14 protein-coding genes are annotated in these 23,751 nt (G+C 42.8%); 13 read left to right on the top strand and 1 reads right to left on the bottom strand.

What is annotated here, in order from left to right:
- From WC615_RS08635 to WC615_RS08590, 10 genes are all read left to right on the top strand, one after another.
- The coding region (locus WC615_RS08635; RefSeq protein ID WP_372977707.1) for an FtsX-like permease family protein at nt 1-1,474 on the top strand (1,474 nt) is incomplete at its 5' end.
- A 23-nt stretch (nt 1,475-1,497) separates the two neighbouring features.
- Nucleotides 1,498-3,909, top strand: a complete 2,412-nt coding sequence (locus WC615_RS08630) for an ABC transporter permease (RefSeq protein WP_372977706.1) — start codon at nt 1,498-1,500, stop codon at nt 3,907-3,909.
- Nucleotides 3,910-3,983: 74 nt separating this feature from the next.
- The gene (locus WC615_RS08625) at nt 3,984-6,407 is read left to right on the top strand and encodes an ABC transporter permease (RefSeq protein ID WP_372977705.1); all 2,424 of its coding nucleotides are present in this window, start codon (nt 3,984-3,986) and stop codon (nt 6,405-6,407) included.
- Between the two features lie 69 nt (nt 6,408-6,476).
- A complete protein-coding gene (locus tag WC615_RS08620; protein WP_372977704.1) occupies nt 6,477-8,846 on the top strand; it encodes an FtsX-like permease family protein in 2,370 nt (789 codons plus the stop codon).
- Between the two features lie 79 nt (nt 8,847-8,925).
- On the top strand, nt 8,926-11,394 hold the full coding sequence (locus WC615_RS08615; RefSeq protein WP_372977703.1) for an ABC transporter permease: 2,469 nt from the start codon (nt 8,926-8,928) through the stop codon (nt 11,392-11,394).
- A gap of 116 nt (nt 11,395-11,510) precedes the next feature.
- Nucleotides 11,511-14,024 (top strand): ABC transporter permease, encoded by a 2,514-nt coding sequence (locus WC615_RS08610; protein ID WP_372977702.1) that lies wholly within the window; start codon nt 11,511-11,513, stop codon nt 14,022-14,024.
- A 253-nt stretch (nt 14,025-14,277) separates the two neighbouring features.
- Entirely contained in the window at nt 14,278-16,677 is a 2,400-nt protein-coding gene (locus WC615_RS08605; protein ID WP_372977701.1) for an ABC transporter permease, read from the top strand.
- Nucleotides 16,678-17,261: 584 nt separating this feature from the next.
- Nucleotides 17,262-17,876 carry a recombination mediator RecR gene (recR, locus tag WC615_RS08600; RefSeq protein ID WP_372977700.1) on the top strand — a complete coding sequence of 205 codons (615 nt, stop codon included), beginning with the start codon at nt 17,262-17,264 and terminating at the stop codon, nt 17,874-17,876.
- A gap of 6 nt (nt 17,877-17,882) precedes the next feature.
- On the top strand, nt 17,883-18,722 hold the full coding sequence (locus WC615_RS08595; RefSeq protein ID WP_372977699.1) for a glycosyltransferase family 2 protein: 840 nt from the start codon (nt 17,883-17,885) through the stop codon (nt 18,720-18,722).
- A complete protein-coding gene (locus WC615_RS08590) occupies nt 18,706-19,521 on the top strand; it encodes an SDR family oxidoreductase (protein ID WP_372977698.1) in 816 nt (271 codons plus the stop codon). Before WC615_RS08595 ends, WC615_RS08590 begins: the two co-directional genes overlap by 17 nt.
- Nucleotides 19,522-19,640: 119 nt before the next feature.
- On the opposite strand, the gene WC615_RS08585 is transcribed toward WC615_RS08590, so the two are convergent.
- Nucleotides 19,641-20,582 carry an ion channel gene (locus tag WC615_RS08585; RefSeq protein WP_372977697.1) on the bottom strand — a complete coding sequence of 314 codons (942 nt, stop codon included), beginning with the start codon at nt 20,580-20,582 and terminating at the stop codon, nt 19,641-19,643.
- A gap of 204 nt (nt 20,583-20,786) precedes the next feature.
- Here WC615_RS08585 and trpD point away from each other — a divergent pair, with 204 nt between their 5' ends.
- The 3 genes from trpD to trpB are packed head-to-tail and all read left to right on the top strand — an operon-like array spanning nt 20,787 to nt 23,575.
- Entirely contained in the window at nt 20,787-21,776 is a 990-nt protein-coding gene (trpD, locus tag WC615_RS08580; RefSeq protein WP_372977696.1) for an anthranilate phosphoribosyltransferase, read from the top strand.
- Nucleotide 21,777: 1 nt separating this feature from the next.
- Nucleotides 21,778-22,410: a phosphoribosylanthranilate isomerase gene (locus WC615_RS08575; RefSeq protein WP_372977695.1), complete on the top strand. Its 633-nt coding sequence runs from the start codon at nt 21,778-21,780 to the stop codon at nt 22,408-22,410.
- Complete coding sequence (trpB, locus tag WC615_RS08570; protein ID WP_372977694.1) at nt 22,394-23,575, top strand: tryptophan synthase subunit beta; 1,182 nt, start codon at nt 22,394-22,396, stop codon at nt 23,573-23,575. Before WC615_RS08575 ends, trpB begins: the two co-directional genes overlap by 17 nt.
- Nucleotides 23,576-23,751 lie beyond the last annotated feature (176 nt).

Genomic DNA, 23,751 nt, shown 5'->3' with positions numbered 1-23,751 from the left:
GAACCTGAGCACAGCCCGTTCAGAGGAGCGCGCCAAAGAGGTTGGTATCCGCAAGGCTATCGGCTCAAACAGGGCATCGCTTATCAGTCAGTTTATTACCGAGTCGGTAATTTTGTCGTTATTATCAACGGCAGTTGCTATTGGTATCGTTATTATTTCATTACCATATTTTAACAATTTATTAGGTATACAATTAGCCATACCTTATAACAGTTTGTTAACCTGGGGAGCCATAGTAGGTATCGGCCTGTTTACAGGTGTGCTTGCCGGTAGTTACCCCGCATTTTATCTTTCATCATTTGAGCCCATAAAAGTGCTTAAGGGGATGTTTAAAGGCGGCAGCTCGGCATTACCATTACGCAAAGTGCTGGTTGTTGTACAATTTGGCTTCGCGGTGTTTTTAATAACTGCCACCATTTGTATTTATCGCCAGATAAAATTTGTGCAGGAAAAATCGACAGGGTTTGATAAGAACAACCTTGTTGAGATACCTATGGAAGGTGATCTGAAAAAAAGTAGCGATATTTTAATAAACCAGTTAAAAACCGATGGCATAGTTACCAACGGCACTACATTATCGCAAAGTATTACCGAAGATGGTAATAATACATGGGGTGTAAGCTGGCCTGGCAAACGCGATGACGAAACCATCCTGTTTGACGTGTTTAGCGTAGGTACCGATTTTGTTAAAACTGCAGGTGTTAAACTGATAGACGGGCGTGAATTTTCGCCTGCTTACCCGGCAGATACTTCGGGCAAATCTGTTATGATAAATGAATCGGCAGCTAAGGTGATGAAATTTAAAAACCCGGTTGGTTCACTCATTAAATGGGGGGATACCCAGGTAACTATTATTGGTGTTTATAAAGATTTTGTTTGGGGATCTCCGTATGAAAAAACACGCCCAATGTTAACCAGTTACGGCGGTACCGGCGGTGCTACTATTGACCTGCGCTTAAACCAAAACAAAAGCATTAGCGCTAACATAGCTGCTATAAACAAGGCGCTTAAAACATTTAACCCTGCATACCCGCCAACCGTTAAGTTTGTTGACAGCGATTTTGAGAAGAAATTCCAGAACGAACAGCTATTAGCTACATTATCAAACATATTTGGTGGCCTGGCCATCATCATATCATGCCTTGGCTTGTTTGGTTTGGCAGCTTATGCCGCGGAGCAACGCGTTAAAGAAATAGGCGTGCGCAAAGTATTAGGTGCAAGTGTAGTAAACCTTGCCGGCCTGTTATCAAAAGATTTTTTAAAGCTTGTAGCTATTGCCATTGTGTTAGCTATACCGGTATCCATCTGGGCCATGAACAAATGGTTGCAAAAATTTGAATACCGCATTACCATTAGCTGGTGGATGCTGGCCCTGGCAGGTTTAATTACCGTAATTATTGCCGTTGCAACGGTAAGCTACCAGGCTATAAAGGCCGCGCTGGCAAATCCGGTTAAAAGCTTACGTTCCGAATAAATAGATTTAGTATTAGAATTATCATGATAAAAAATTATCTGACCATTGCCTGGAGAAGCCTTACCAAAAACATGGTGTTCTCGTTCATAAATATGTTTGGCCTGGCTGTAGGGCTGGCTTGCTGTATGCTGATAAGCGGGTACCTGTACCAGGAGCTTACGTATGATACCTACTCGGCCAATGCCAAACAGCTTTACCGTGTGAATCTGGGTACCGTGGGCTCGGTTGGTACAGATAATTACCCTATTGTGGATATAGCTGTAGGAGAGGGCATGAAAAACGCTTTCCCGGAGGTAGCTGCGTTTACACGTATGTCAAGCCTGCAGCCCCTGTTTGTCAAAGCCGCCGACCAACAGTTCAAAGAAACTAACCTGGTTATGGCGGATGCAAACTTCCTGCAAACGTTCTCTATCCCATTGCTGGAAGGGGATGCAAAAACCAGTCTTGTCGAACCCAACACCATAGTGCTTACCAAGGCAATGGCCAAAAAATATTTTGGTGATGCATCTGCCCTGGGTAAAATGCTGATAGTGGGCGATAAAACCATGAAGGTTACCGGTGTGATTGATAAAGTACCCGATAACTCACATTTTCATGCTGATGGTTTTGCCAGTATGATCACTTATATCGCAGGCAGACAACAAACCTGGAGCAACGTTGGTTTCTATACCTACCTGTTACTCAACAAAAATGCCGACCCTAAAAAGTTGCAGGCGCAGTTCCCGCAACTGGTGGCCAAATACGTGGTGCCCGAGATCCAGCGCGATATGGGCGTAAGCCTGGCCGAAGCGCAAAAATCGGTCAATACTTTCCTGTTCACTTTACAGCCGGTAACAGATATCCACCTGCACTCGCACACCAAGTACGAGCGCGAGGCTAACGGCGATATCAACTACATTTATATATTTGGCGCGCTGGCCATTTTTATATTGTTGCTGGCTTGTATAAACTTTACCAACCTTTCTACCGCGGCATCTGCAAAACGTTCAAAAGAAGTAGGTATCCGCAAGGTATTGGGTTCATTAAAAAACAGCTTGATATCACAGTTTCTTACCGAATCTGTACTGCTAACAACCCTTGCAATGGGTTTTGCCCTGGCATTGGTATACCTTTTATTGCCATACTTTAACGGCGTATCTGGTAAAAACATCAGCATGTTGTTCTACCTTAATTATAAAGCCATTGTTATCGAGTTGTTGATAGCTTTAATAGTAGGTATAGCGGCTGGTATTTATCCCGCGTTTTTTATCTCATCATTTAAAATACTGAGTGTATTAAAAGGAAATGGCAGCACGCAAAACAACCGCAGCCTGCTGCGCAGCGGGCTAATCGTTTTCCAGTTCTTTATATCAACGGCATTTATCATCGCCACATTCATTGTTTACCAGCAGCTGCATTTTATGCAGAATAAAAAGCTTGGGTACGATAAAGAACAGGTTTTGGTAATAAACGATACCTACACTTTAAAAAACAACATTGTTCCGTTTAAAAACCAGTTATTACAGGATAAGCGCATTGTAAACGCAACCATTACTAACGATGTACCTGTTAGGGTGAGCGATGGCACACAGATCTACCTAAAATCGACCACGAGCAATACCGGCCATAGCGAGATCCACGCGAATATTTATCATATCGATGAAAACTACGTGCCCACCATGCGTATGCAAATGACTGCCGGTCGTAATTTTATCGCAGGCTCAAAAGCCGATTCTTCAGGCGTATTGGTTAACGAAACCGCCGTACACGAATTGGGCCTGGATAAAACAGACCCGATAGGTAAAACCATTGTACGGTCGGGCCAGCACGAGTTTAACATAGTAGGAGTGGTTAAAGATTTTCAGTATTCATCTGCCAAACAAAAAATAGCCCCTTTAATGATGCTTTTGGGCAACAGCAATGGCTCTATCATTGTAAAAGTTAAAACAACAGATATGCACGCTCTGGTAACAAGCATCGAAAACCAATGGAATGAATACCACGCCGATGCGCCTTTTAGTTATACTTTTTTAGATGACCAGTTTGCCCAGCTATATGTAGCCGAGGCACGCACAGGTAAAATATTCACCTCATTCGCCATATTGGCAGTGATCATTGCAAGCCTGGGCCTGTTTGGTTTATCGGCATTCAGCATTCGCCAGCGGGTTAGAGAGATCGGTATCCGCAAGGTATTGGGTGCATCAGCGGGCAGTATTACGGGTATGTTATCGGCGCAGTTCTTAAAATTGGTAACCATATCGGTTTTAATAGCCATACCGGTTACCTGGTACGCTATGCACAGGTGGCTGCAGGAGTTTGCCTACCGTATAGAGATACAGTGGTGGGTATTTGTTTTGGCAGGCGCGCTGGCATTAACCGTGGCTTTTATAACGGTAAGTTTCCAAACAGTTAAGGCGGCATTAACAAACCCCGTAAAAAGTTTACGGAGCGAGTAGTTAATAATCAGAGGTTAGATCTTAATAGCTTTAGAGCTTAGGGTTTAGTTTTTTAGAATTTCATTTTCATCATTATGTTTAAAAATTATATAAAAACGGCATTCCGTAGCTTAAAGAAGAACAAGGGCTTCACCATTATTAACATATTAGGATTAGCCCTTGGGTTATGCGTTTGCATGCTTATTGTTTTTTATGTGATAGATGAGTTAAGCTACGATAAGTATAATACCAGGATAGACCGCATATACCGGGTAAATAATGATATTAAATTTGGCGGGCAAACCCGCTCGTTTGCGGAGGTGCCCGCGCCTCTGGCGGCTACCTTTATGAGCAATTTTCCAGAAGTGGAAAAAGTAGTTCGTTTTCGCGGCTGGGGCGAGTATAAAATAAGGAAAGGGAACCAGAATGTACAGGAGCATAGCATTATATATGCCGACCCGGGCATATTTGATGTATTTACCCTGCCCATGTTAGATGGCGACCCGGCCACCGCTTTAAAAGACCCGCGTAGTATTGTTATAAACCAAACCATGGCCAAAAAGTATTTTAATACTACAAATGCCGTTGGCAAAATGCTGTTGCTGAATGATTCGTTGAATTATAAGGTAACCGGCGTTATAAAAGACATCCCCAAGCAATCGCACTTCAGGTTTGATTTTTTCCTGGCCATGACAGACCTGCAGGAAAGCAAGGAAGATAACTGGTTAAGTAACAACTTTAACACTTACGTACTGCTTAAACCGGGTGCAAGCATCCAAAAACTGCAAGCCAAGCTTCCTGCAATGGTGAAAAAGAGCATCAGCGGGCAGTTACAGGCTGCTATTCGTATTGATTATGATCAGTTCGAAAGAACAGGAGGCTACTTTCACCTAAACCTTACACCACTGCAGGATATCCACCTGCGATCAAACCGTTTAGCCGAGTTGGATGATAACAGCAACATCCAATATGTATATATATTTTCGGCAATTGCCATTTTTATATTGCTGATAGCCTGCGTTAACTTCATGAACCTGAGCACAGCCCGTTCGGCAAACCGCGCCCGCGAAGTAGGGGTGCGTAAAGTACTCGGCTCTCCACGTAAATTTTTGATAGCGCAATTTTTATCAGAATCAATTATTGTCACATTTATAGCCACCGTAATAGCGGTGTTTGGGGCATGGGCTTTACTACCGCTGTTTAACCAAACTTCGGGCAAAGAAATTATATTTACCGCCCAAACTTTTGCATGGTTGGTACCCTTGCTGATAGTAGGGATTATTGTGATAGGTTGCCTTGCGGGCTCATACCCGGCGTTTTTCCTGTCGGCATTCCAACCAATTGATGTATTAAAGGGTAAACTGGCATCGGGCTTTAAAGGTGGCTTTCTGCGCAGCTTTTTAGTGGTGTTCCAGTTCTCTATCTCTATTTTCCTCATTATAGGCACCATGGTTATTTACCATCAGCTTAAATACATCCAAAGCAAAAACCTTGGGTATGATCGCGAGCATGTAATGGTGATCAAAAACACCAACAACTTAGGTAATGATGCCAAAGTATTAAAGCACGAGCTTGAACGCCTGCCGGGAGTACAGGGCGCTACATTAAGCAGCTACTCGCCAACAGCGGGTAACCGTAATAGTACAACCTTTTTTACCAGCCAGGCGCACGATAGTAAAACAGCCCTTGCAACACAATTTTGGGATGTTGATGCAGATTATGTGCCTACTATGAGTATGAAAGTGACTGCCGGCCGTAACTTCGCTAAAGAAATGATGACCGACTCCACCGCTTTGGTTATTAATGAAACAGCAGCCAGGCAGCTTGGCTTTGCCGACCCGATAGGCAAGGAGCTTTACCTGCCAATGGATAACACAGCTACAAAGCTTAAGCAGATGCATATTATTGGTGTAATAAAAGATTTTAATTTTAACACACTGCGCGATAATGTTACTGCACTGGTATTTCAACTTGCCGAAAGTAACGGGCGCTTGTCTGTACGGATAAAAACCGCCGATATGCCAAACCTTATCAGCCAGTTTAAAAGCAAGTGGCAGGCGGTTTCGCCCAACATGGAGTTCGATTACTCGTTTATGGACGAAGAGTTTGATGCATCGTACCGTGCCGAGCAGCGCATTGGTACCATCTTTATTATATTCACTACAATGGCCATTATCATAGCCTGCCTTGGTTTATTTGGACTGGCCGCCTACGCTGCTGAACAACGCACCAAAGAGATCGGTAACCGTAAGGTATTAGGTGCCAATGTGTCTATCATCGTGGGTATGCTATCAAAAGATTTTATAAAACTGGTTATCATATCAATACTGATCGCTTCGCCGCTGGCATGGCTGTCTATGCAGCAATGGTTAAAAGGCTTTGCTTACCGCGATGGCATAAAATGGTGGATAATAGTAGCAGCAGGTGCAGGAGCTATGTTTATTGCGGTTATTACCATAAGCTTTCAATCTATAAAAGCGGCGTTGGCTAACCCGGTTAAGAGTTTAAAGAGTGAGTGATTGTGATTAGAGGTTAGGGCGTTATTGGTTTAGAATTTAGTTTTTTTTCAAAATTAGAATTAAGTCATCATGATACGGAATTACTTTAAAATAGCGTTTCGCAATTTAACCAAGCATAAACTTTTTAGCCTCATCAATATTGGCGGACTAAGTGTGGGTATGGCCGTAAGTTTTATGCTGTTGCTGTATGTATACAATGAGTTTTCGTTTGATAAGATGTACAAAAACGAAGACCGCATATACCAGGTTTGGCGTAACCAGCCATCAAACGGTGAGATAAAAACCGGTAACAGCATGTCGGTACCGGTAGCTGAGGCAATACATAAAAACTATCCCGAGATTGCGTTTACCGCGCGTACTAACTGGATAAATAGTAGCCTTTTCAACTATAAAGATAAATCACTTAACCTCAATATGCTTTCGGCCGATCCATCGCTGCTGGATATTTTTAGCTTTGAGTTTGTACAGGGTAATAAAGCATCTGCCTTTACTGAGGTATCATCAGTTGTATTAACCCAAAGCGGCGCCAAAGCAATTTTTGGCAATGCCGATCCGATGGGCAAAACAGTTAAAATAAATAGTGCGCGCAATGCAAAAGTGACCGGCATTATAAAAGATATGCCCGAAAACAGCTCCATGAAATTTAGCGCACTGGGTTCGTGGGCCATGCTGGAGGCAGATGAGCCATGGATAAAAACATCAAGCTGGAATAATTACGCTTTTCAAACCTTTGTGATGGTAAAACCCGGCATCGATCTTAATAAAGTTAATGGCAAGTTAAGCGGCTTTATGGCAAAATATAACCCGGGAGGTAAAGAGAATAAATTGTTTTTGTATCAATTTTCCAAACAACACCTTTACGGCGAATTTAAAAACGGCGTAAGCACCGGCGGCGGCGTTATAGAATATGTGCGCCTGTTTATGTTTTTGGCTATAGGCATCCTGCTTATAGCCTGTATCAATTTCATGAACCTTTCAACCGCGCGCTCAGAAACCCGCGCCCGCGAGGTTGGGGTACGCAAGGTAGTAGGCGCAAGGCGAATTTCCATCATCCAGCAGTTTATGGGCGAATCGTTGCTGATGTGTGTGATATCATTCGGGCTTGCGCTCGTATTGGTTATCTTACTGCTGCCATATTTTAACGGTATTATATCCAAAAACTTAACCGTTCCTTACAGCGCACCATTCTTTTGGATAGCAGGATTGAGCATCACCCTGATCACCGGGATCATTTCCGGCAGTTACCCGGCGTTGTTCCTGTCGTCGTTTAAACCGGTAAAGGTTTTAAAGGGAATAAATAAAGCAGGCAAAGCCACTTTAAGGCCAAGGCAAATATTGGTTATTGTGCAGTTCTCGTTCGCTACGTGCCTTATCCTGTCAACCATCCTTATTTACAAACAACTAAACTTTATAAAGAACCGCCCGGCAGGTTACAATAAAAGCGGCCTGGTAGAGATCCCGCTTGATGGAAGGCTCTACAACGAATTTGAAAGTTTCCGCAGGGATGCCATAGCATCGGGCGCTATAAGCGATGCGGCAAGCACATCAAATACTATCACAGGTAACGGCGGTGCATCATGGGGTATCAAATGGCCCGGGCAGTTGCCAGGCGAAGATAAACTCCCAATAGAACAAATAGTTACCAATTACCATTTCACCAGCACATATGGCCTTAAACTGGTAGATGGGCGCGACTTCGACATTGCCCGCCCATCAGATAGCACCGCTATTATGATCAACGAGGCCGCCGTAAAAATGATGCGTTTAAAAGAACCTTTGGGGGCCATAATAAACTGGCAGGGGGCCGACCGCACGGTTGTCGGCATCTTAAAAAACTATATTGTAAACTCACCAACCGACGCTGAAAAACCGCTCATAGTGGGCAATTTAAAAGGCTGGGCGGGTATGGCAGGTGTAAGGCTTAATAAAGCCTTACCTTTATCTGAAGCATTAAATAAATTAACTGCCGTTTATAAAAAATACAACCCCGATTATCCCTTCGATTACAAATTTGTTGACGAGGAATACAGCAGAAAATTCCGTACCGAGCAATTATTGGGAACGCTTTCAAATTCATTCACCGTACTGGCCATTGTACTATCATGCCTGGGCTTATTCGGACTGGCATCGTTTAGTGCCGAGCAGCGCCGCAAGGAGATAGGCATCCGCAAGGTACTGGGGGCAACTACTGCAAACCTGTGGTTTAACCTTTCAAAAGAATTTGTGCAGCTGGTTATTATCGCCTTTATTATTGGCGGGGCTGTAAGCTGGCATTTTATGGATCAATGGCTGCACAAGTACACCTACCGCACCGATATAAGCCCGTGGGTGTTTGTTGCAACTATAGTTATTAGCCTTGCCATAACAATAGTAACCGTAAGCTGGCAGGCTATAAAAGCCGCACTGAGCAACCCGGTAAAAAGCTTACGCAGCGAGTGATAGAGATTAGAGATTTGTAGGCTTAATAATTAAAAATTAGGATTTATAGTTTGGTTTTTAGAATTTATAATTTAATATCATGATAAAAAGTTATTTCAAGATCGCGTTAAGGGGCTTTCGCAGGCATAAGCTGTTTACGCTGATAAACGTTGTAGGTTTATCAATAGGGATAAGCGCTGCGCTGGTTATATACCTGATAGTGCATTTTGATTTTACTTTTGATAAGTTTCATAAAGACAGCGACCGCATTTACCGGGTAACTACCAATTACTCTTTTGCCGGCGAGGTTGGCTATAATAACGGTGTAACCATGGCCCTGCCCGGCGCTGTAAAAACAGAAGCTACCGGGGTTGATATTGTAGCACCGTTTTATATTTACGGGCAGCAGGATGTGATCATCCCGGATGGACCGGTAACCAATCATAAGCTTAAAAAGCAAGAGGGCATTATATTTGCCGATGAGCAATACTTTAACCTGATCCATTACAACTGGTTGGCAGGCTCGGCAAAAACATCGTTAAAGCAGCCTAACCAGGTTGTGTTAACATCTACGCAAGCCAAAATATACTTCCCGAAGCTTGAGTACAGCGAAATGATAGGGAAACAGGTAATTTATGACGACTCGCTGAAAACCACTGTGAGCGGCGTAGTAGCACCTATAACAGAGAACACCGATTTCCTTTTTCATGATTTCATATCATACATAACCGGCACAAGCGATCATTATATAAAAGATCAATTCGATATGACGCAATGGGGGAATACCAATTCGGCATCTCAGTTGTTCATTAAACTATCCGACAAAGCATCATCGGCACAGGTTGAAAAACAGCTGAACGTGATGCTTAAAACACATAACCCTCCCAAACCCGAAGATAAAGGTAACTCGCAAGGTTTTCATTTACAGGCTTTGAACGAAATCCATTTCGATCAGCTATACGGCGGGATGGATGGGGTGCGTACGGCTAATAAAACCACATTATATGGACTGCTGGTAATAGCCGCTTTCCTGTTGGTGTTGGGCTGTATCAATTTTATAAACCTTACAACAGCGCAGGCATCACAACGGGCTAAAGAGATAGGTATCCGTAAAACCATGGGCAGCAAACGCAGTCAGCTCATTACCCAGTTTTTAAGCGAGACTTTCCTGATCACCTTATTCGCCGTAATTATTTCCATAGCGCTGGCACCTGTAATTTTAAAACTCTTTGCAGATTTTGTACCTCAAGGCATATCGGCAAATGTATTTAAACAGCCCGGGCTCATTGTATTCCTAATTGTATTAACCATTGGGGTAAGCATCTTGTCGGGTTTTTACCCGGCGCTGGTATTATCAGGCTATAAGCCGGTTTCGGTACTCAAAAACCAGGCAAGCAATAACAACAGCAAAACCCGCAACGCCTGGCTGCGTAAATCATTAACAGTAACCCAGTTTGTGATAGCACAGTTTTTCATTATGGCTACCATACTGGTAAGCAAGCAGATCTATTACGCGCTGCATAAAGATCTGGGCTTTAAAAAGGATGCCATTGTAAATATCTCCACCCCATATAAAAGCATCAATACCAATAAACAGCAGGTATTTATGAACAAGCTTATTGCTATACCGCAAATAGAATTGATAAGCGTTGGCGGGGCGGCACCATCATCAAACAATACAAACTCTACAACGGTAACCTATACAGATGGTAAAAAGGAAATAAAAACCGACCTGCAGCAAAAATTTGCCGACGAAAACTACCTGAAAGTTTATAAGATAAAGTTACTGGCAGGCCGTAACCTGATGCAAGCAGATACTTCAGGTAACATTGTTATTAATAATACCTACGCAAAAGTATTGGGTTTCCGTACCCCGGATAAAGCTTTAGGTAAGCTGTTAGATTACAACGGTAAAAAACGCGAGATAGTAGGGGTAACTGTAGATTTTTATCAGAAATCGTTACACTCGCCCATAAAACCGCTGGCCATACTGATGCCGGTACATAACAAATGGAACAACCGCACATTTCACATTGCATTTAAGCCGCAAACAGCAGGTGGCAATGAATGGAAAACCGGTATTAGCAGTATGCAGAAGATATGGAAGGAAATTTACCCGGATGATGATTTTGAGTATGCCTTTTACGATGAAAGCATAGCCAAATTTTACAACGCCGAGCAGCATACCTCAACTTTGCTTACCTGGGCAACGGGTTTATCTATACTGATAAGCTGCCTTGGTTTATTAGGGTTAGCCATATACACCACCGGGCAGCGCACCAAAGAGATTGGCGTACGCAAAGTACTTGGCGCTACAGTAACCCAAATAGTAACCTTACTATCAACAGAACTGATGTGGCTGATAGGGCTGGCCTTTGTGCTGGTAACGCCTTTGGCCTATTATGCCATGCAAAAGTGGATGGAAAACTTTGCCGACCGCACCACCATTAGCTGGTGGATATTTGCCCTGAGCGGGGCGGGTATGTTGTTACTGGCATTGGTTACGCTTAGCTTCCAAACCGTTAAAGCAGCCGTAGCCAACCCGGTTAGTAGTTTAAGAAGCGAATAATAGCCACCCTGTCATCCTGAACGTAGTGAAGGATATATTGGCTAACTGTGCATCACCGACATACATATCGGCGATAAATGCTTCGCTATCGCCCAGCATGACAAATAACAATAGCGATGGATTATATCCATCGCTATTGTTATTTTAACCTGTTAACTAATGTTAAAAATTATAATTTAACAGCTATAGTGCTGATATTGTGGCATCAAACCAAAGCGGCACTTATGCTTAAAACTTACTTAAAAATTGCCTTCCGTAACCTGGTTAAACACAGGTTTTATAGCAGTATAAATATCTTCGGGCTATCATTGGGCATTGCCTGTAGTATTATCCTGTTTCAGTTTGTAACTTATCATTTAAGTTTTGACACCTACCATCGTAATGCTAAACAAATATACCGTGTTGTAGATGAGATGCATATACCCGATGGTACCATCAGCTACGAAAAAGGGGCGCCCATGGTGCTGGCAAACACGGTAAAAGCCCAGGTACCACAGGTGAAAAATGTGGCCATGCTTTTAGGCGACAGATCATTCAGTATAGCGGTAAACAACAACACTGCCCACCCTAAGTTATTTGCCGAGCATGAAAACATTGCCCTTACAGATAAGCATTGGTTTGAATTATTTGATTATACCTGGGAGCAGGGAAATTATGCCGGCGCCCTAAATGAACCTAATACTGCTGTAATTACCAGCAACCTTGCCCGGAAATATTTTGGCAGTACCAATGTTGTGGGCAAAACATTGCTTGTAAATAGTAACCTGCCCGTTAAAATAACCGGTGTGCTTGCTCAAAATAAACCCAATACCGATTTTAGGGCTGATATGTTTATCTCCCTGGCATCATTTGAGCAGCTAAACCCCGACATGGCCAAACAGATGCGTAACGAGTGGTATTTCATTAACTCGCATACCAATATCTTTTTCCAGTTAAATGATAACGCCTCTCCTAAAGCTGTAGAAAGTGCAATAAGCGGTATAATAAAAAAAGTGTTAGGTAATGATGGCGGCTTTTATCATTACAAATTATTACCCTTACGCGAATGGCATTTTGATGCCCGCTATGCCGGCGTTATACAACGCCCCTTGTTGGTTATTTTAAGTTTAACAGGTTTATTACTTATTGTAATTGCCTGTGTAAACTTCATAAATATGGCCACCGCGCAAAGTACAAAACGGGCTAAAGAGATTGGCACACGTAAGGTTTTAGGGAGCACACCTGCAGGCATTTTTAACCAGTTTATTACCGAAACCAGCCTGATCGCTTTTGTTGCAATTGCATTATCGCTTTTATGGGTTACCCTGTTTTTGCCGGTACTTAATAGCTGGCTTGGCACCAATTTAACCTATAGTATGTTTAGCATTTGGCAGCTGCCATTATACCTGCTGGCTGTATTTATTATTGTGGTATTGGCTGCCGGTTTTTATCCGGCTATGATACTAAGCAGGTTTAAACCTATCGACGCGCTGAAAAATCAGCTCATATCAGGTACAAAAAGTTCACAGTTTACCAGAAAAGGCTTAATAGTGGCTCAGAATATTATTGCGCAGGTGCTTATTATCTGCACTGTATTAATAACGCTGCAAACCAAATTCCTTAAAACCGCCGATACCGGTTTTGATAAAAGCGCGATAGTAATGGTGCCAATACCTGATAAAGCTAAGGCCAAAACCGACTATATGCGTAATTTAATGCTTAGTAAACCGGGGGTAAAAAGTGTATCCTATTGTTATGAGGCGGCTATGGGGGTATCACAAAAGGGGGGGAGTATAAAGTATGACACCCGCGATTGGGAAAAATACACCGTATTTACAGTAATTGGCGATGCTGACTACACCAAAACGTTTGGACTTAAAATAATTGCCGGTAAAAACTACGCCGAAAACGATAGTACCAAACAATTTTTAGTGAATGAAAAACTGGTAAAAATGCTTGGGGCAAAAAGCCCCGATGATGTTATTGGCCGCAAATTTACCTCGGGCGATCTGAATAACGCGGAAGGTACAATAGTTGGGGTGGTTAAAGATTTTCATTCAAAATCGTTGTATAATGCCATGGAGCCGCAATTGATCAGCACGGGCCGGGACTATTACCGTTACGCGGCGGTAAAATTATCCGGCAAAAGCTTATCGGCAGGTATTGATCAGGTTCGCGATGCGTGGAAGGCCGTGTACCCCGATTATGCGTTTGAATACCGCTTTTTGGATGAGCAGGTGGCCGGTTTCTATAAAAAAGAGGAGCTTCTTAATAAGCTGGTTACGGCAAGTGCAGGCGTTGCTATATTAATAAGCTGCCTTGGTTTATTAGGCTTAATATCATTAATTACTACACAGCGCACAAAAGAAATAGGTATCCGCAAGGTTTTAGGGGCATCGATTACACAGATAACTGCTTTGCTTTCAAAAGATTTTTTAAAACTGGTGATGTTATCTTTACTTATAGCAACACCCGCGGGCTGGCTAATTATGCATAGCTGGCTGCAAAACTTTGCTTACCATATTAAAGTGCCGCTTTGGGTATTTGCAGCAACCGCTGCTGTATCTGTAGTGATAGCTTTGGTGGTTACAAGCGTACAATCAGTAAAAGCCGCGGTAGTTAACCCGGTGAAGAGTTTGAGGAGCGAATAACAATCACCCTGTCATCCTGAACGTAGTGAAGGATCTATTAGCGAACTGTGCATCAACAATATGCATATTGGCGAATAGATGCTTCGCTACGCTCAGCATGACAATATGTTTAACCCTGTATCATACCCGAACAGAAAAGTGTTACGCATGCGAACACTTGTTGAAGTATTGCTCATACAACTGATTGATGTTTAATTGATTATAAATTTGGCATATAAGTTGGCATACCTGTCATGATATCAAATTTACCAGCATGATTAAAAACTACTTTAAAATTGCATGGCGCAATATTACGGGCAATAAACTTTTTGCTACGCTTAATATTGCCGGCCTGGCTATAGGCATGTGCGTTTGCATTACACTGTTTGCCTCTATTTCGTACGAGCTGAGTTTCGACCGCATGTACAAAAACTCAAAAAATATGTACCGGGTAAATATGCAAACCGGCGAGCAGTACAATTACAAGGTATGGGCACAGGTACCAAACTCGGTAGGGCCGGCATTGCTGCAAAGCATCCCGCAGGTAAAAGCAGCTACACGGCTTATTAAACATGATTTTGGGGCTAAGGTATCAATAAAGACCGATGATAAAAACTTTACAGAAAAGGGGTTATACCTGGCCGATTCGGCGGTTTTTGGTATGTTCGATATTAATTTTATTGAAGGGAATGCGCGTACAGCCTTTGCACAGCCAAAATCGATCGTGCTTTCGCGTGCGGCAAAAGAAAGATTGTATGGTAAAGAAACTGCTTTCGGAAAGCTTATTTATATAAATAACCGCGATACGTTGCATGTATCGGGCGTGTATGATAATTTGCCCGCCAACAGTACCATCGACTGCGACATGATCTATAACATTATGGATAGCTGGATGGGCAAAGATGTATACTGGAGCAACGCAAGTTATGAAACCTACTGCCTGTTGCAGCCCGGTGCAAATATGGCACAGGTACAGGCGCAGGCCTCGGCACTTATTGATAAGAATATTAAGAAGGATAATAAATTCTTCACCAATTTTATATTCCAGCCCCTGGCAGATATCCACCTGTATTCTGCCGATATCAGGGCAGGTTATTCGTCAAGAATGGGAAGCATCAGTACGGTAAAGGCACTCACGTTTTTATCGCTGTTGGTGTTACTGATCGCCTGTATAAATTACATGAACCTGGCTACGGCGCGGTCGCAAAAACGTGCTAAAGGTGTGGGGGTAAACAAGGTACTGGGCGCCAATACCCGTAATTTACTTGCACTATTTTATGCAGAAACAGCCTTGCTATCATTTATAGCCATTGTTTTAGGTTATGCGCTTGCCTTTGCTGCTCAGCCGCTGTTTCAAAACATTACAGGCATCGAATTAAAACCGGAGGCGTTTGTAGCGGCGCCTATTTTACTGAGCTTACTATCAACATGGCTTTTTGTAACCCTGATAGCCGGCAGCTACCCGGCGTTTTCTATGTCGGGCATTTCGCCGCTGGTATTAATGAATAAGCTGAAGTTAAAACACTCCGTTGCCGATTTTATCCGCCGGTCGCTGGTGGTGTTTCAGTTCGCATCTTCAATCATCCTCATTATTGCTGTTACGGTTATCCTGCAACAAATCCATTACATCCGTAACAAGGATTTGGGTTACAACCCCAACGGTGTAGTTGCAATAAACATTAAAGCTGCGCAAAGCAAGCAGCAGGTAACAGCCTTTATGAATGATTTGCGCGGCATAACCGGTGTAGAAAGCTTTTCGGCCGTTCAATCTATCCCCGGTGATGTGGAGAGCGGCAGGAGCATCAGGAAATCATCAACAGATAAAGACGGCATGCCGGTAAAAACCTGTCATACCGATGGCTCTATAGTTAAAACCATGGGCTTAAAGCTGCTTGCAGGCAACTCATTACCAACAACAATAGCCGAAGGTGATACCAGTTGCTATGTGCTGTTGAACGAAGCATCTATGAAATATCTTGGCTTTAAATCGCCGCAGGATGCTGTAGGGAAATATATTGAAAGCGAAATGTCCGGCAGGTCTATCGTTAGTGGCGTTGTTAAAGATTTCAACTACCAGTCGCTTAAAAGCGAAATAGGGGGTTACGTATATTACGCTATGAATAAAGCTCCCGAAAGTTTGCGGACTTTATTAATACGCTACAATGCGAAGGATTTGCCGCAATTTGTGGGGCAGTTGCAAAATGCCTTTAAGGCCGATATGCCAAACTCAAGTTTTGATTACGAGTTTCTGGATAGCCATGTGCAAAATTTATACGCATCAGAGCAGCACATGGCCAGTACAGCCACCGTTTTTTCGGTGCTGGCTATATTTGTAGCCTGCCTGGGCCTATTTGGTTTAGCCGCCTTTATTGCCGAGCAGCGGACTAAAGAGATAGGCATCCGCAAAGTGCTTGGCGCAAGTGTAACAGGCATTACCAAACTACTAACCGGCGATTTTTTAAAACTCGTTATCATCTCTATCATTATTGCTTCGCCAATAGCCTGGTACCTGATGAATAAATGGCTAATGAGTTTTAGCTACCGCATAAATGTGAATGTATGGGCCTTTGTAATTGCAGGTTTTACAGCTATTTTATTCGCTTTGCTTACCATTAGCTCGCATGCTATAAAGGCGGCAATAGCCAATCCGGTGAAGAGTTTAAGGAGCGAGTAGGGGCTAATTCCATTTTGTCATGCTGAGCGATAAAGAAGAATCTATCATTCAGAAATGACATGATTATTTTAGTTCGCCGGAGGGTCACTTAAAATGGCCCTGCGGCGCAAAATATACTTGTTCCGTTTGCGTTCCATTTCGAAAAAAACGGGACAGTTGTAAAATGCTTTATTGACTGTATATTAAGCACTTAATTTAAAACCCTATATTTTTATCCGTTTATAGATCAGTTGACAAAAGGCCGTTCTGAGGCCGAAAAAAGGTCGAAAATTCCCATTGAAAATCAATCATTACAGTTCTGATCCCATTATGGCTGTAACAAGCTCTTTATAAGTTCAATAAGGTAATGTCAGCTTGTCTCGTTTTTCAAAAAACGGGACAAGATTTAATAATTATTACTTTCTGTATATCAATTATTTAAATTGTTTTTGATTAATTTTTACTTTAGATAGAAGGTCAAAGTTGTAAATGTAAAATATTGATTTACAACATGTTCCGTTTGTCCCGTTTTATTGCACTTGAAAATGGAACAAGCGGGTATGCGCCGGTTATGTAGCATCGCCTAAAATCTGTAAATTCGTGCCATGAATTTTTCATCGAAATTGCTGGAGGATGCCGTTGCCGAATTTGCAAAATTACCGGGCGTGGGCCAAAAAACCGCGCTGCGTTTAGTGCTGCATTTGCTTAACCGCGATAAGGAGGAGGTGCAGAAATTCAGCAATGCGGTGAGTAAGCTGCGTAACGAGATCCAGTTTTGCCAAACCTGTCATAACATATCAGACCTTAAGGTTTGCGAGATCTGCGCATCATATAAACGCGATCATAGCCTTATTTGTGTAGTAGAGGATACCCGCGATGTAATGGCTATCGAGAATACTAACCAATACAACGGTGTTTACCATGTTTTAGGTGGCTTAATATCGCCAATGGATGGCATTGGCCCGGGCGACTTACAGGTAGATACCCTGGTAGAAAGGTTAAAAGAAAATGGGGTAAAAGAGGTCATATTTGCCTTAAGTGCAACAATGGAAGGCGATACCACCATCTTTTACCTGCACAAACGTTTAAAACAATTTGCAATAAATATCTCAACTATTGCCCGTGGCATAGCTTTTGGGGGTGAATTAGAGTACGTGGACGAGATTACGTTAGGACGATCTATCGTAACCCGTGTACCGTACGAAAATTCATTATCCTGATAGCTTATGAAAATCTCTGTCATCGTAGTTAACCATAACATGTGTATGTTTTTAAAGCAAACCCTGCTTACTTTAATAAGGGCTTGTAAGGATATTGATTATGAGTTGATTGTGATTGATGATGCATCGGTTGACAAGTCGCAAAAGATGTTGCAGGAGGAATTTTCAGAAGCCAAACTAATCCTGAATAAAGCCACGGTTGGTGTGGCAAAAGCCCGCAATCAGGGTATTGAGCAGGCAACCGGAGAGTATGTTTTACTGGTCAATGCGGATACAATTAGCGGCAAAAAAACGGTAGAGCATGTACTTGAATTTATGGATACGCATAATGATGCCGGTGGTGTTGGTGTGCGTGCGCTTAGTCCGCGCGGCAACTTCCTGCCCGAGTCAAGAACCGGCTTTACCCGTGCCTGGGGCGGTTTGTTAAAGCTTACCGGCCTGGCCAAATATTTCCCAAAATCGCGCTTGTATAAAAATGATGATACCTGGGTAGAGGAAGAGGAATTTGCCACTACCGAGGTTGATGTAATTAACGGCGCATTTATGCTGCTACGCAAGTCTGTTTTAAACAAAATAGGCCCGTTAGATGAACGCCTGACCATGTTTGGGCACGATATTGATTTGTCGTTTCGCATCCGCCTGGCTGGTTATAAAAACTATTACTTTCCTAAAACCTATATACTGAATTTCAAAAACACGCAAAATTCTAAATTAAGCTGGAGCCATATTAAGTACTTTTATGGTGCTATGATTATATTCGCTGCGAAGTATTTACTGCATATGCCCAAGATAAAAATACCGGGTATCCCGCAGATCTTCGCCCCGAAGTATGAAATTGAAAGATAAGGTTGTTATCATCACCGGTGCATCATCCGGAATAGGCAAAGCGCTTGCTATCGAACTGGCCCTACGTGGTGCCAATTTAGTATTAGCCGCCCGCCAGTATGTAACCCTTTGCCAAATAACGCAGGATCTCCAAAATCAGTATAACGTAAAAGCCATTGCCGTGCAATGCGATGTGGCTATTGAAGAAGATTGCGCCGCGCTCATTAAACAAACCATATTAACCTTCGGCAGGGTAGATGTACTGGTAAACAATGCCGGTATCTCTATGCGCGCGCTTTTCAAAGATCTCGACCTGAAAGTAATGAAAAACCTGATGGACGTTAACTTTTGGGGCACCGTTTACTGCACCAAATACGCCCTGCCCGAGATCATCAAAACCAAAGGAAGCATAATAGGTATATCATCCATTGCCGGCTATAAAGGCTTGCCCGGCCGCTCGGGCTACTCGGCCTCAAAATTCGCTATGAATGGTTTTATGGATGCTTTGCGAATAGAAAATTTAAAGACTGGTGTTCATGTAATGGTGGCCAGCCCGGGGTTTACCGCATCAAACATCCGTAATACTGCGCTCGATAAAAATGGTGTACAGCAAGGTGAAAGTACTTTAGAAGAGGAAAAAATGATGACCGCCGAACAGGTAGCTGTTATTATAGCTGATGGCATACAAAATCGCGCGCGTACCCTTATCATGACCCCGCAAGGAAAGTTTACCGTATTTTTAAGCAAGTTTTTACCGGCATTTTTAGATAAGCAAGTGTTTAAGGTTTTTGCTAAGGAGAAGAACGCGTTACTTAAATAAATGGTGGCACTAATTGGTAGGTTGCCAAAATACAAAATACTTATTATCAGATTTTTATAAATTTCAAAAGCGTTCACGGCAGTGAACGTGAACGCTTTTGATAAACTAACTATCGAATATCAAACCCTATCGTACTCACTTATCTTGCTCATATCCAATTCTATCCTGCCGTCTTCATCCCTGCTAAACATGGGGACGAATTTTGCATTCCAAACCATATCATGCGCAGTGTACGAGGTACGGGAATGCACCGTTTGGGAAAACGTATCGTCGAAAGCTTTCAGTAACACCGAAAAGCTCACCTGGTAGGTTTCCAGGTCTTCATATATCATATCTATCAGCGGGCTGTTGGCATCCAGCGGGTGTACTATCGTCCAGTTAAGGGTAAGCAGGCTTACATATTTGCGCTCAAGATCCAATGTAAAAAAGCGGCGGGTGGGTTTGCCATCCACAAATTCGTTGTAGGAGAAAATCACCTCTACATCCAGGTCAATCAATACATTCTTACGGATATTAGCCAGCCTGAACATTAGCCCCCGGCCATTCTCTTTGTAGGGTGCAATCAAAATATTTTCGCTGTAAATTATTTTTGCAGAGGGTTTTGAGAAACGGCCATATAGCAAACCCGTTGCTAACGCAAAGGCCAGCAAGCCAATCATCGATTCGAAGGCTGCAACGCTATTAGCTACCACACCCCGCGGACTAATATGTCCGTAACCCACCGTGGATATAGTTTGCGCCGAAAAAAAGAATGCATCCAAAAAATGACTGCCGGTTGTATCGCCCGATGCACCGTCGAGGCTATCCATGCCTATCAGCACATATATCGATGCAAAGATTAAGTTGGCAACTAAATACCCGCTTAATACAACTAACCAAAATTTACCCCAGCTCATTTTGATGAGGGTATGATAATTATCGGCAGTATTAAAACGGGAGAGGCCACGCCGTTTTACATTCACCGAGCCATCTTTATTAACAAGCGGCTGGTTCTTAATAACTGGCTGGGGGCCAAAGCCAAGGTCTTTTTCGGGGTTAGTTTGCTGCTTGTGTATGGCCATGATAATTGTTACTCTGTAAAAATATCATAATGCTTGCTTTTAGTGAAAACAATTTCCATATTTGCTTTAACAAAATGAAAGTGCAAATATTAAACAACAATTGGTGGTGGCTTAACGAGAATTCGTAAGGCAGCCTCATTTTTTGTTTTTTTATAAAATATACAGAAGGGTTGCCACATGGTAACCCTTTTTTTATGCCCTGATATGAAAAAAATACTCAACCACCTTTTTGAACATAAAACCTTTACCCGCGAGCAATCAAAAGAGATTTTGAAGGATATTGCCCTGGGTAAGTTCAACAATTCGCAAATGGCCGCGTTTATGACGGCCTACTGTATGCGCAGCATTACGGTTAACGAACTGGAAGGCTTCCGCGATGCCATGCTGGAACTTTGCCTGCCTGTAGATTTGCAAAATGGCGAACTGATTGACCTTTGCGGTACTGGTGGCGATGGTAAAGACACTTTCAATATTTCAACCCTTGCTTCGTTTGTGGTAGCAGGGGCAGGGTATAAGGTGGCCAAACATGGTAACTACGGCGTATCATCGGGTTGTGGTTCATCAAACGTGATGGAACATCTGGGTTATGTGTTCACCAATAACACCGATGCTTTAAAACGCAGTATAGATAAAGCGAACATCTGTTTCCTGCATGCGCCGTTATTTCACCCGGCCATGAAAACTGTTGCGCCTATCCGCAGGGAATTGGGGGTAAAAACCTTTTTTAATATGCTTGGCCCCCTGGTAAATCCTGCTAAACCGCAAAACCAGATGGTAGGTGTATTTAACCTGGAGCTGGCAAGGATATATGCCTACCTGTACCAAAAATCTGACGTAAAATACACCATACTGAACGCGCTTGATGGTTATGACGAGATCTCGCTCACCTGCGATTTTAAAACATTCTCTGCCGATGGTGAAAAGATAAACAGCATTGAAAGTCTTGGCTTTACCAAATTGAATGAAGACCAGATAACCGGCGGGCATACCGTAAGCGATTCGGCCGATATATTTATGAAGGTACTTAATGATGATGCCAGCGTTGCCCAAACCAGCGTGGTGTTAAGCAACGCGGCAATGGCTATCAAAACTATTCATCCTGAAAAAAGCTTCGCCGATTGCTTTTACGAGGCGGAGGAATCACTCATCGCAAAAAAAGCTTTGAATAGCTTTAAAACACTGTTAGCTAATTAACATGAATATAAAGGTTTGTGGCTTACGCGATCCGGAAAATATTAAAGCTGTTGAAGCTTTAGCACCCGATTATATGGGTTTCATCTGTTACGCTAAATCCCCGCGGTTTATTGGCGCTATGGAGGATGATGAACTGGTTAATATCAGCACAGGGATCACCAAAGTAGGCGTTTTTGTTGATGAGGATGCCGACAGCATCAGCAAGCTGATATACAAATATAAGTTTGATGCCATACAACTACATGGCAACGAAAGCCCGGCCTTTTGCGATATGTTTAAGCACGAGGTACAGGTAATAAAAGCCTTTGGGATAGATGAAAACTTTGATTTTGCCAAACTGGATGACTATAAGAACAATGTAAATTATTTCCTGTTCGATACTAAAACACCGGTGCATGGCGGTTCGGGGCAAACATTTGATTGGCGCATTTTGGATAAGTACAAATTTAACGTGCCTTTCTTTTTATCGGGCGGGTTAAGTGCAGATAACTTAGAAGAGGTAATGAAGATAAAACACCCGGCGTTTTACGGCGTAGACCTAAACAGCAGGGTTGAACTATTGCCGGGACTAAAAGATATAGATAAACTAACACAAGCATTTAATATAATAAACAGCAATGAAGTACGGAGTTAACGAACAAGGCTATTACGGGGATTTTGGCGGTGCATATATACCGGAAATGCTGTACCCAAATGTGGAAGAGCTAAGGCAGGAGTACATCAAAATACTAAGCGACCCCGAATTTAAAGCCGAGTTTGATCAGCTTTTAAAAGATTACGTAGGCAGGCCTTCGCCGTTATACCATGCCAAGCGCTATTCTGAAAAATACGGCGCCAATATATTTTTTAAGCGCGAAGACCTCAACCACACCGGGTCGCACAAAATAAACAATGCCATTGGGCAGATACTATTAGCTAAGCGACTTGGTAAAAAACGTATCATAGCCGAAACCGGCGCCGGCCAGCATGGTGTAGCTACAGCAACCGTTTGTGCCTTAATGGGTATTAAATGTATTGTGTACATGGGCGAGATTGACATGGAGCGCCAGGCGCCAAACGTAGCCCGTATGAAGATGTTGGGCGCTACGGTAGTACCGGCAACATCGGGCAGTAAAACATTGAAAGACGCTACCAATGAGGCCTTACGCGACTGGATAGGCAACCCGGTTGATACCCATTACATCATAGGCTCGGTAGTTGGCCCGTATCCATACCCGGATATGGTAGCCAGGTTCCAGTCAATCATATCCGAAGAAACCAAAAAACAGCTTTTGGAACAAACCGGCAGCGAGTTACCGCAATACGTAATGGCTTGTGTTGGTGGCGGTAGTAACGCGATGGGAATGTTTTATCATTTTTTAGATGATGAGGCTGTAAAACTGATTGCCGTTGAAGCAGCCGGCAAAGGCGTTGATAGCGGCCACTCGGCGGCTACCACATTTTTAGGCCGTGAGGGTGTACTGCACGGCAGCCGCACTATACTCATGCAAAGTGATGATGGGCAGGTTGTAGAACCTTATTCTATCTCCGCTGGATTAGACTATCCAGGTATCGGTCCGCAGCATGCGCATTTGTTTAAAGTAAATCGCGCGCAATACGTAAGCATCACCGATGATGAATCATTAAACGCAGGCCTGCTTTGCTCACAAATGGAGGGCATTATCCCGGCTATTGAAACAGCTCATGCGCTGGCTTACCTTGAAAAAATGACTTTCGAGAAAACCGATAACGTAGTGATATGCCTCTCAGGCAGAGGAGATAAAGATTTGAATACTTACATAAAGCACTTCGGGTTTTAATAAGTCTTTGGTCGAAGGCCTTTAGTCTCAAGTTGTTTACCATACTTCGGACTAAAAGCTTTCGACTTTTTACTTAATCAACTGTATCATAACCGAACACACACTGTTACACTTACGTACATATCGTACACTTATTCATCTATATAAATAGTTCATTATTAACACATTAATACTTT

The organism is Mucilaginibacter sp. (genome assembly GCF_041663085.1).
Lineage (GTDB): Bacteria > Bacteroidota > Bacteroidia > Sphingobacteriales > Sphingobacteriaceae > Mucilaginibacter.
This window is presented reverse-complemented; position numbering and strand designations above follow the sequence as displayed.

What these genes read in the sequence shown, in the direction of transcription:
- WC615_RS08630 (WP_372977706.1), top strand. Translation starts at nt 1,498, where the DNA reads ATGATAAAAAATTATCTGACCATTGCCTGGAGAAGCCTTACCAAAAAC.
- WC615_RS08595 (WP_372977699.1), top strand. Translation starts at nt 17,883, where the DNA reads ATGAAAATCTCTGTCATCGTAGTTAACCATAACATGTGTATGTTTTTA.
- recR (WP_372977700.1), top strand. Translation starts at nt 17,262, where the DNA reads ATGAATTTTTCATCGAAATTGCTGGAGGATGCCGTTGCCGAATTTGCA.
- WC615_RS08610 (WP_372977702.1), top strand. Translation starts at nt 11,511, where the DNA reads ATGGATTATATCCATCGCTATTGTTATTTTAACCTGTTAACTAATGTT.
- WC615_RS08620 (WP_372977704.1), top strand. Translation starts at nt 6,477, where the DNA reads ATGATACGGAATTACTTTAAAATAGCGTTTCGCAATTTAACCAAGCAT.
- WC615_RS08585 (WP_372977697.1), bottom strand. Translation starts at nt 20,582, where the DNA reads ATGGCCATACACAAGCAGCAAACTAACCCCGAAAAAGACCTTGGCTTT.
- WC615_RS08590 (WP_372977698.1), top strand. Translation starts at nt 18,706, where the DNA reads ATGAAATTGAAAGATAAGGTTGTTATCATCACCGGTGCATCATCCGGA.
- trpB (WP_372977694.1), top strand. Translation starts at nt 22,394, where the DNA reads ATGAAGTACGGAGTTAACGAACAAGGCTATTACGGGGATTTTGGCGGT.
- WC615_RS08625 (WP_372977705.1), top strand. Translation starts at nt 3,984, where the DNA reads ATGTTTAAAAATTATATAAAAACGGCATTCCGTAGCTTAAAGAAGAAC.
- trpD (WP_372977696.1), top strand. Translation starts at nt 20,787, where the DNA reads ATGAAAAAAATACTCAACCACCTTTTTGAACATAAAACCTTTACCCGC.
- WC615_RS08615 (WP_372977703.1), top strand. Translation starts at nt 8,926, where the DNA reads ATGATAAAAAGTTATTTCAAGATCGCGTTAAGGGGCTTTCGCAGGCAT.
- WC615_RS08575 (WP_372977695.1), top strand. Translation starts at nt 21,778, where the DNA reads ATGAATATAAAGGTTTGTGGCTTACGCGATCCGGAAAATATTAAAGCT.
- WC615_RS08605 (WP_372977701.1), top strand. Translation starts at nt 14,278, where the DNA reads ATGATTAAAAACTACTTTAAAATTGCATGGCGCAATATTACGGGCAAT.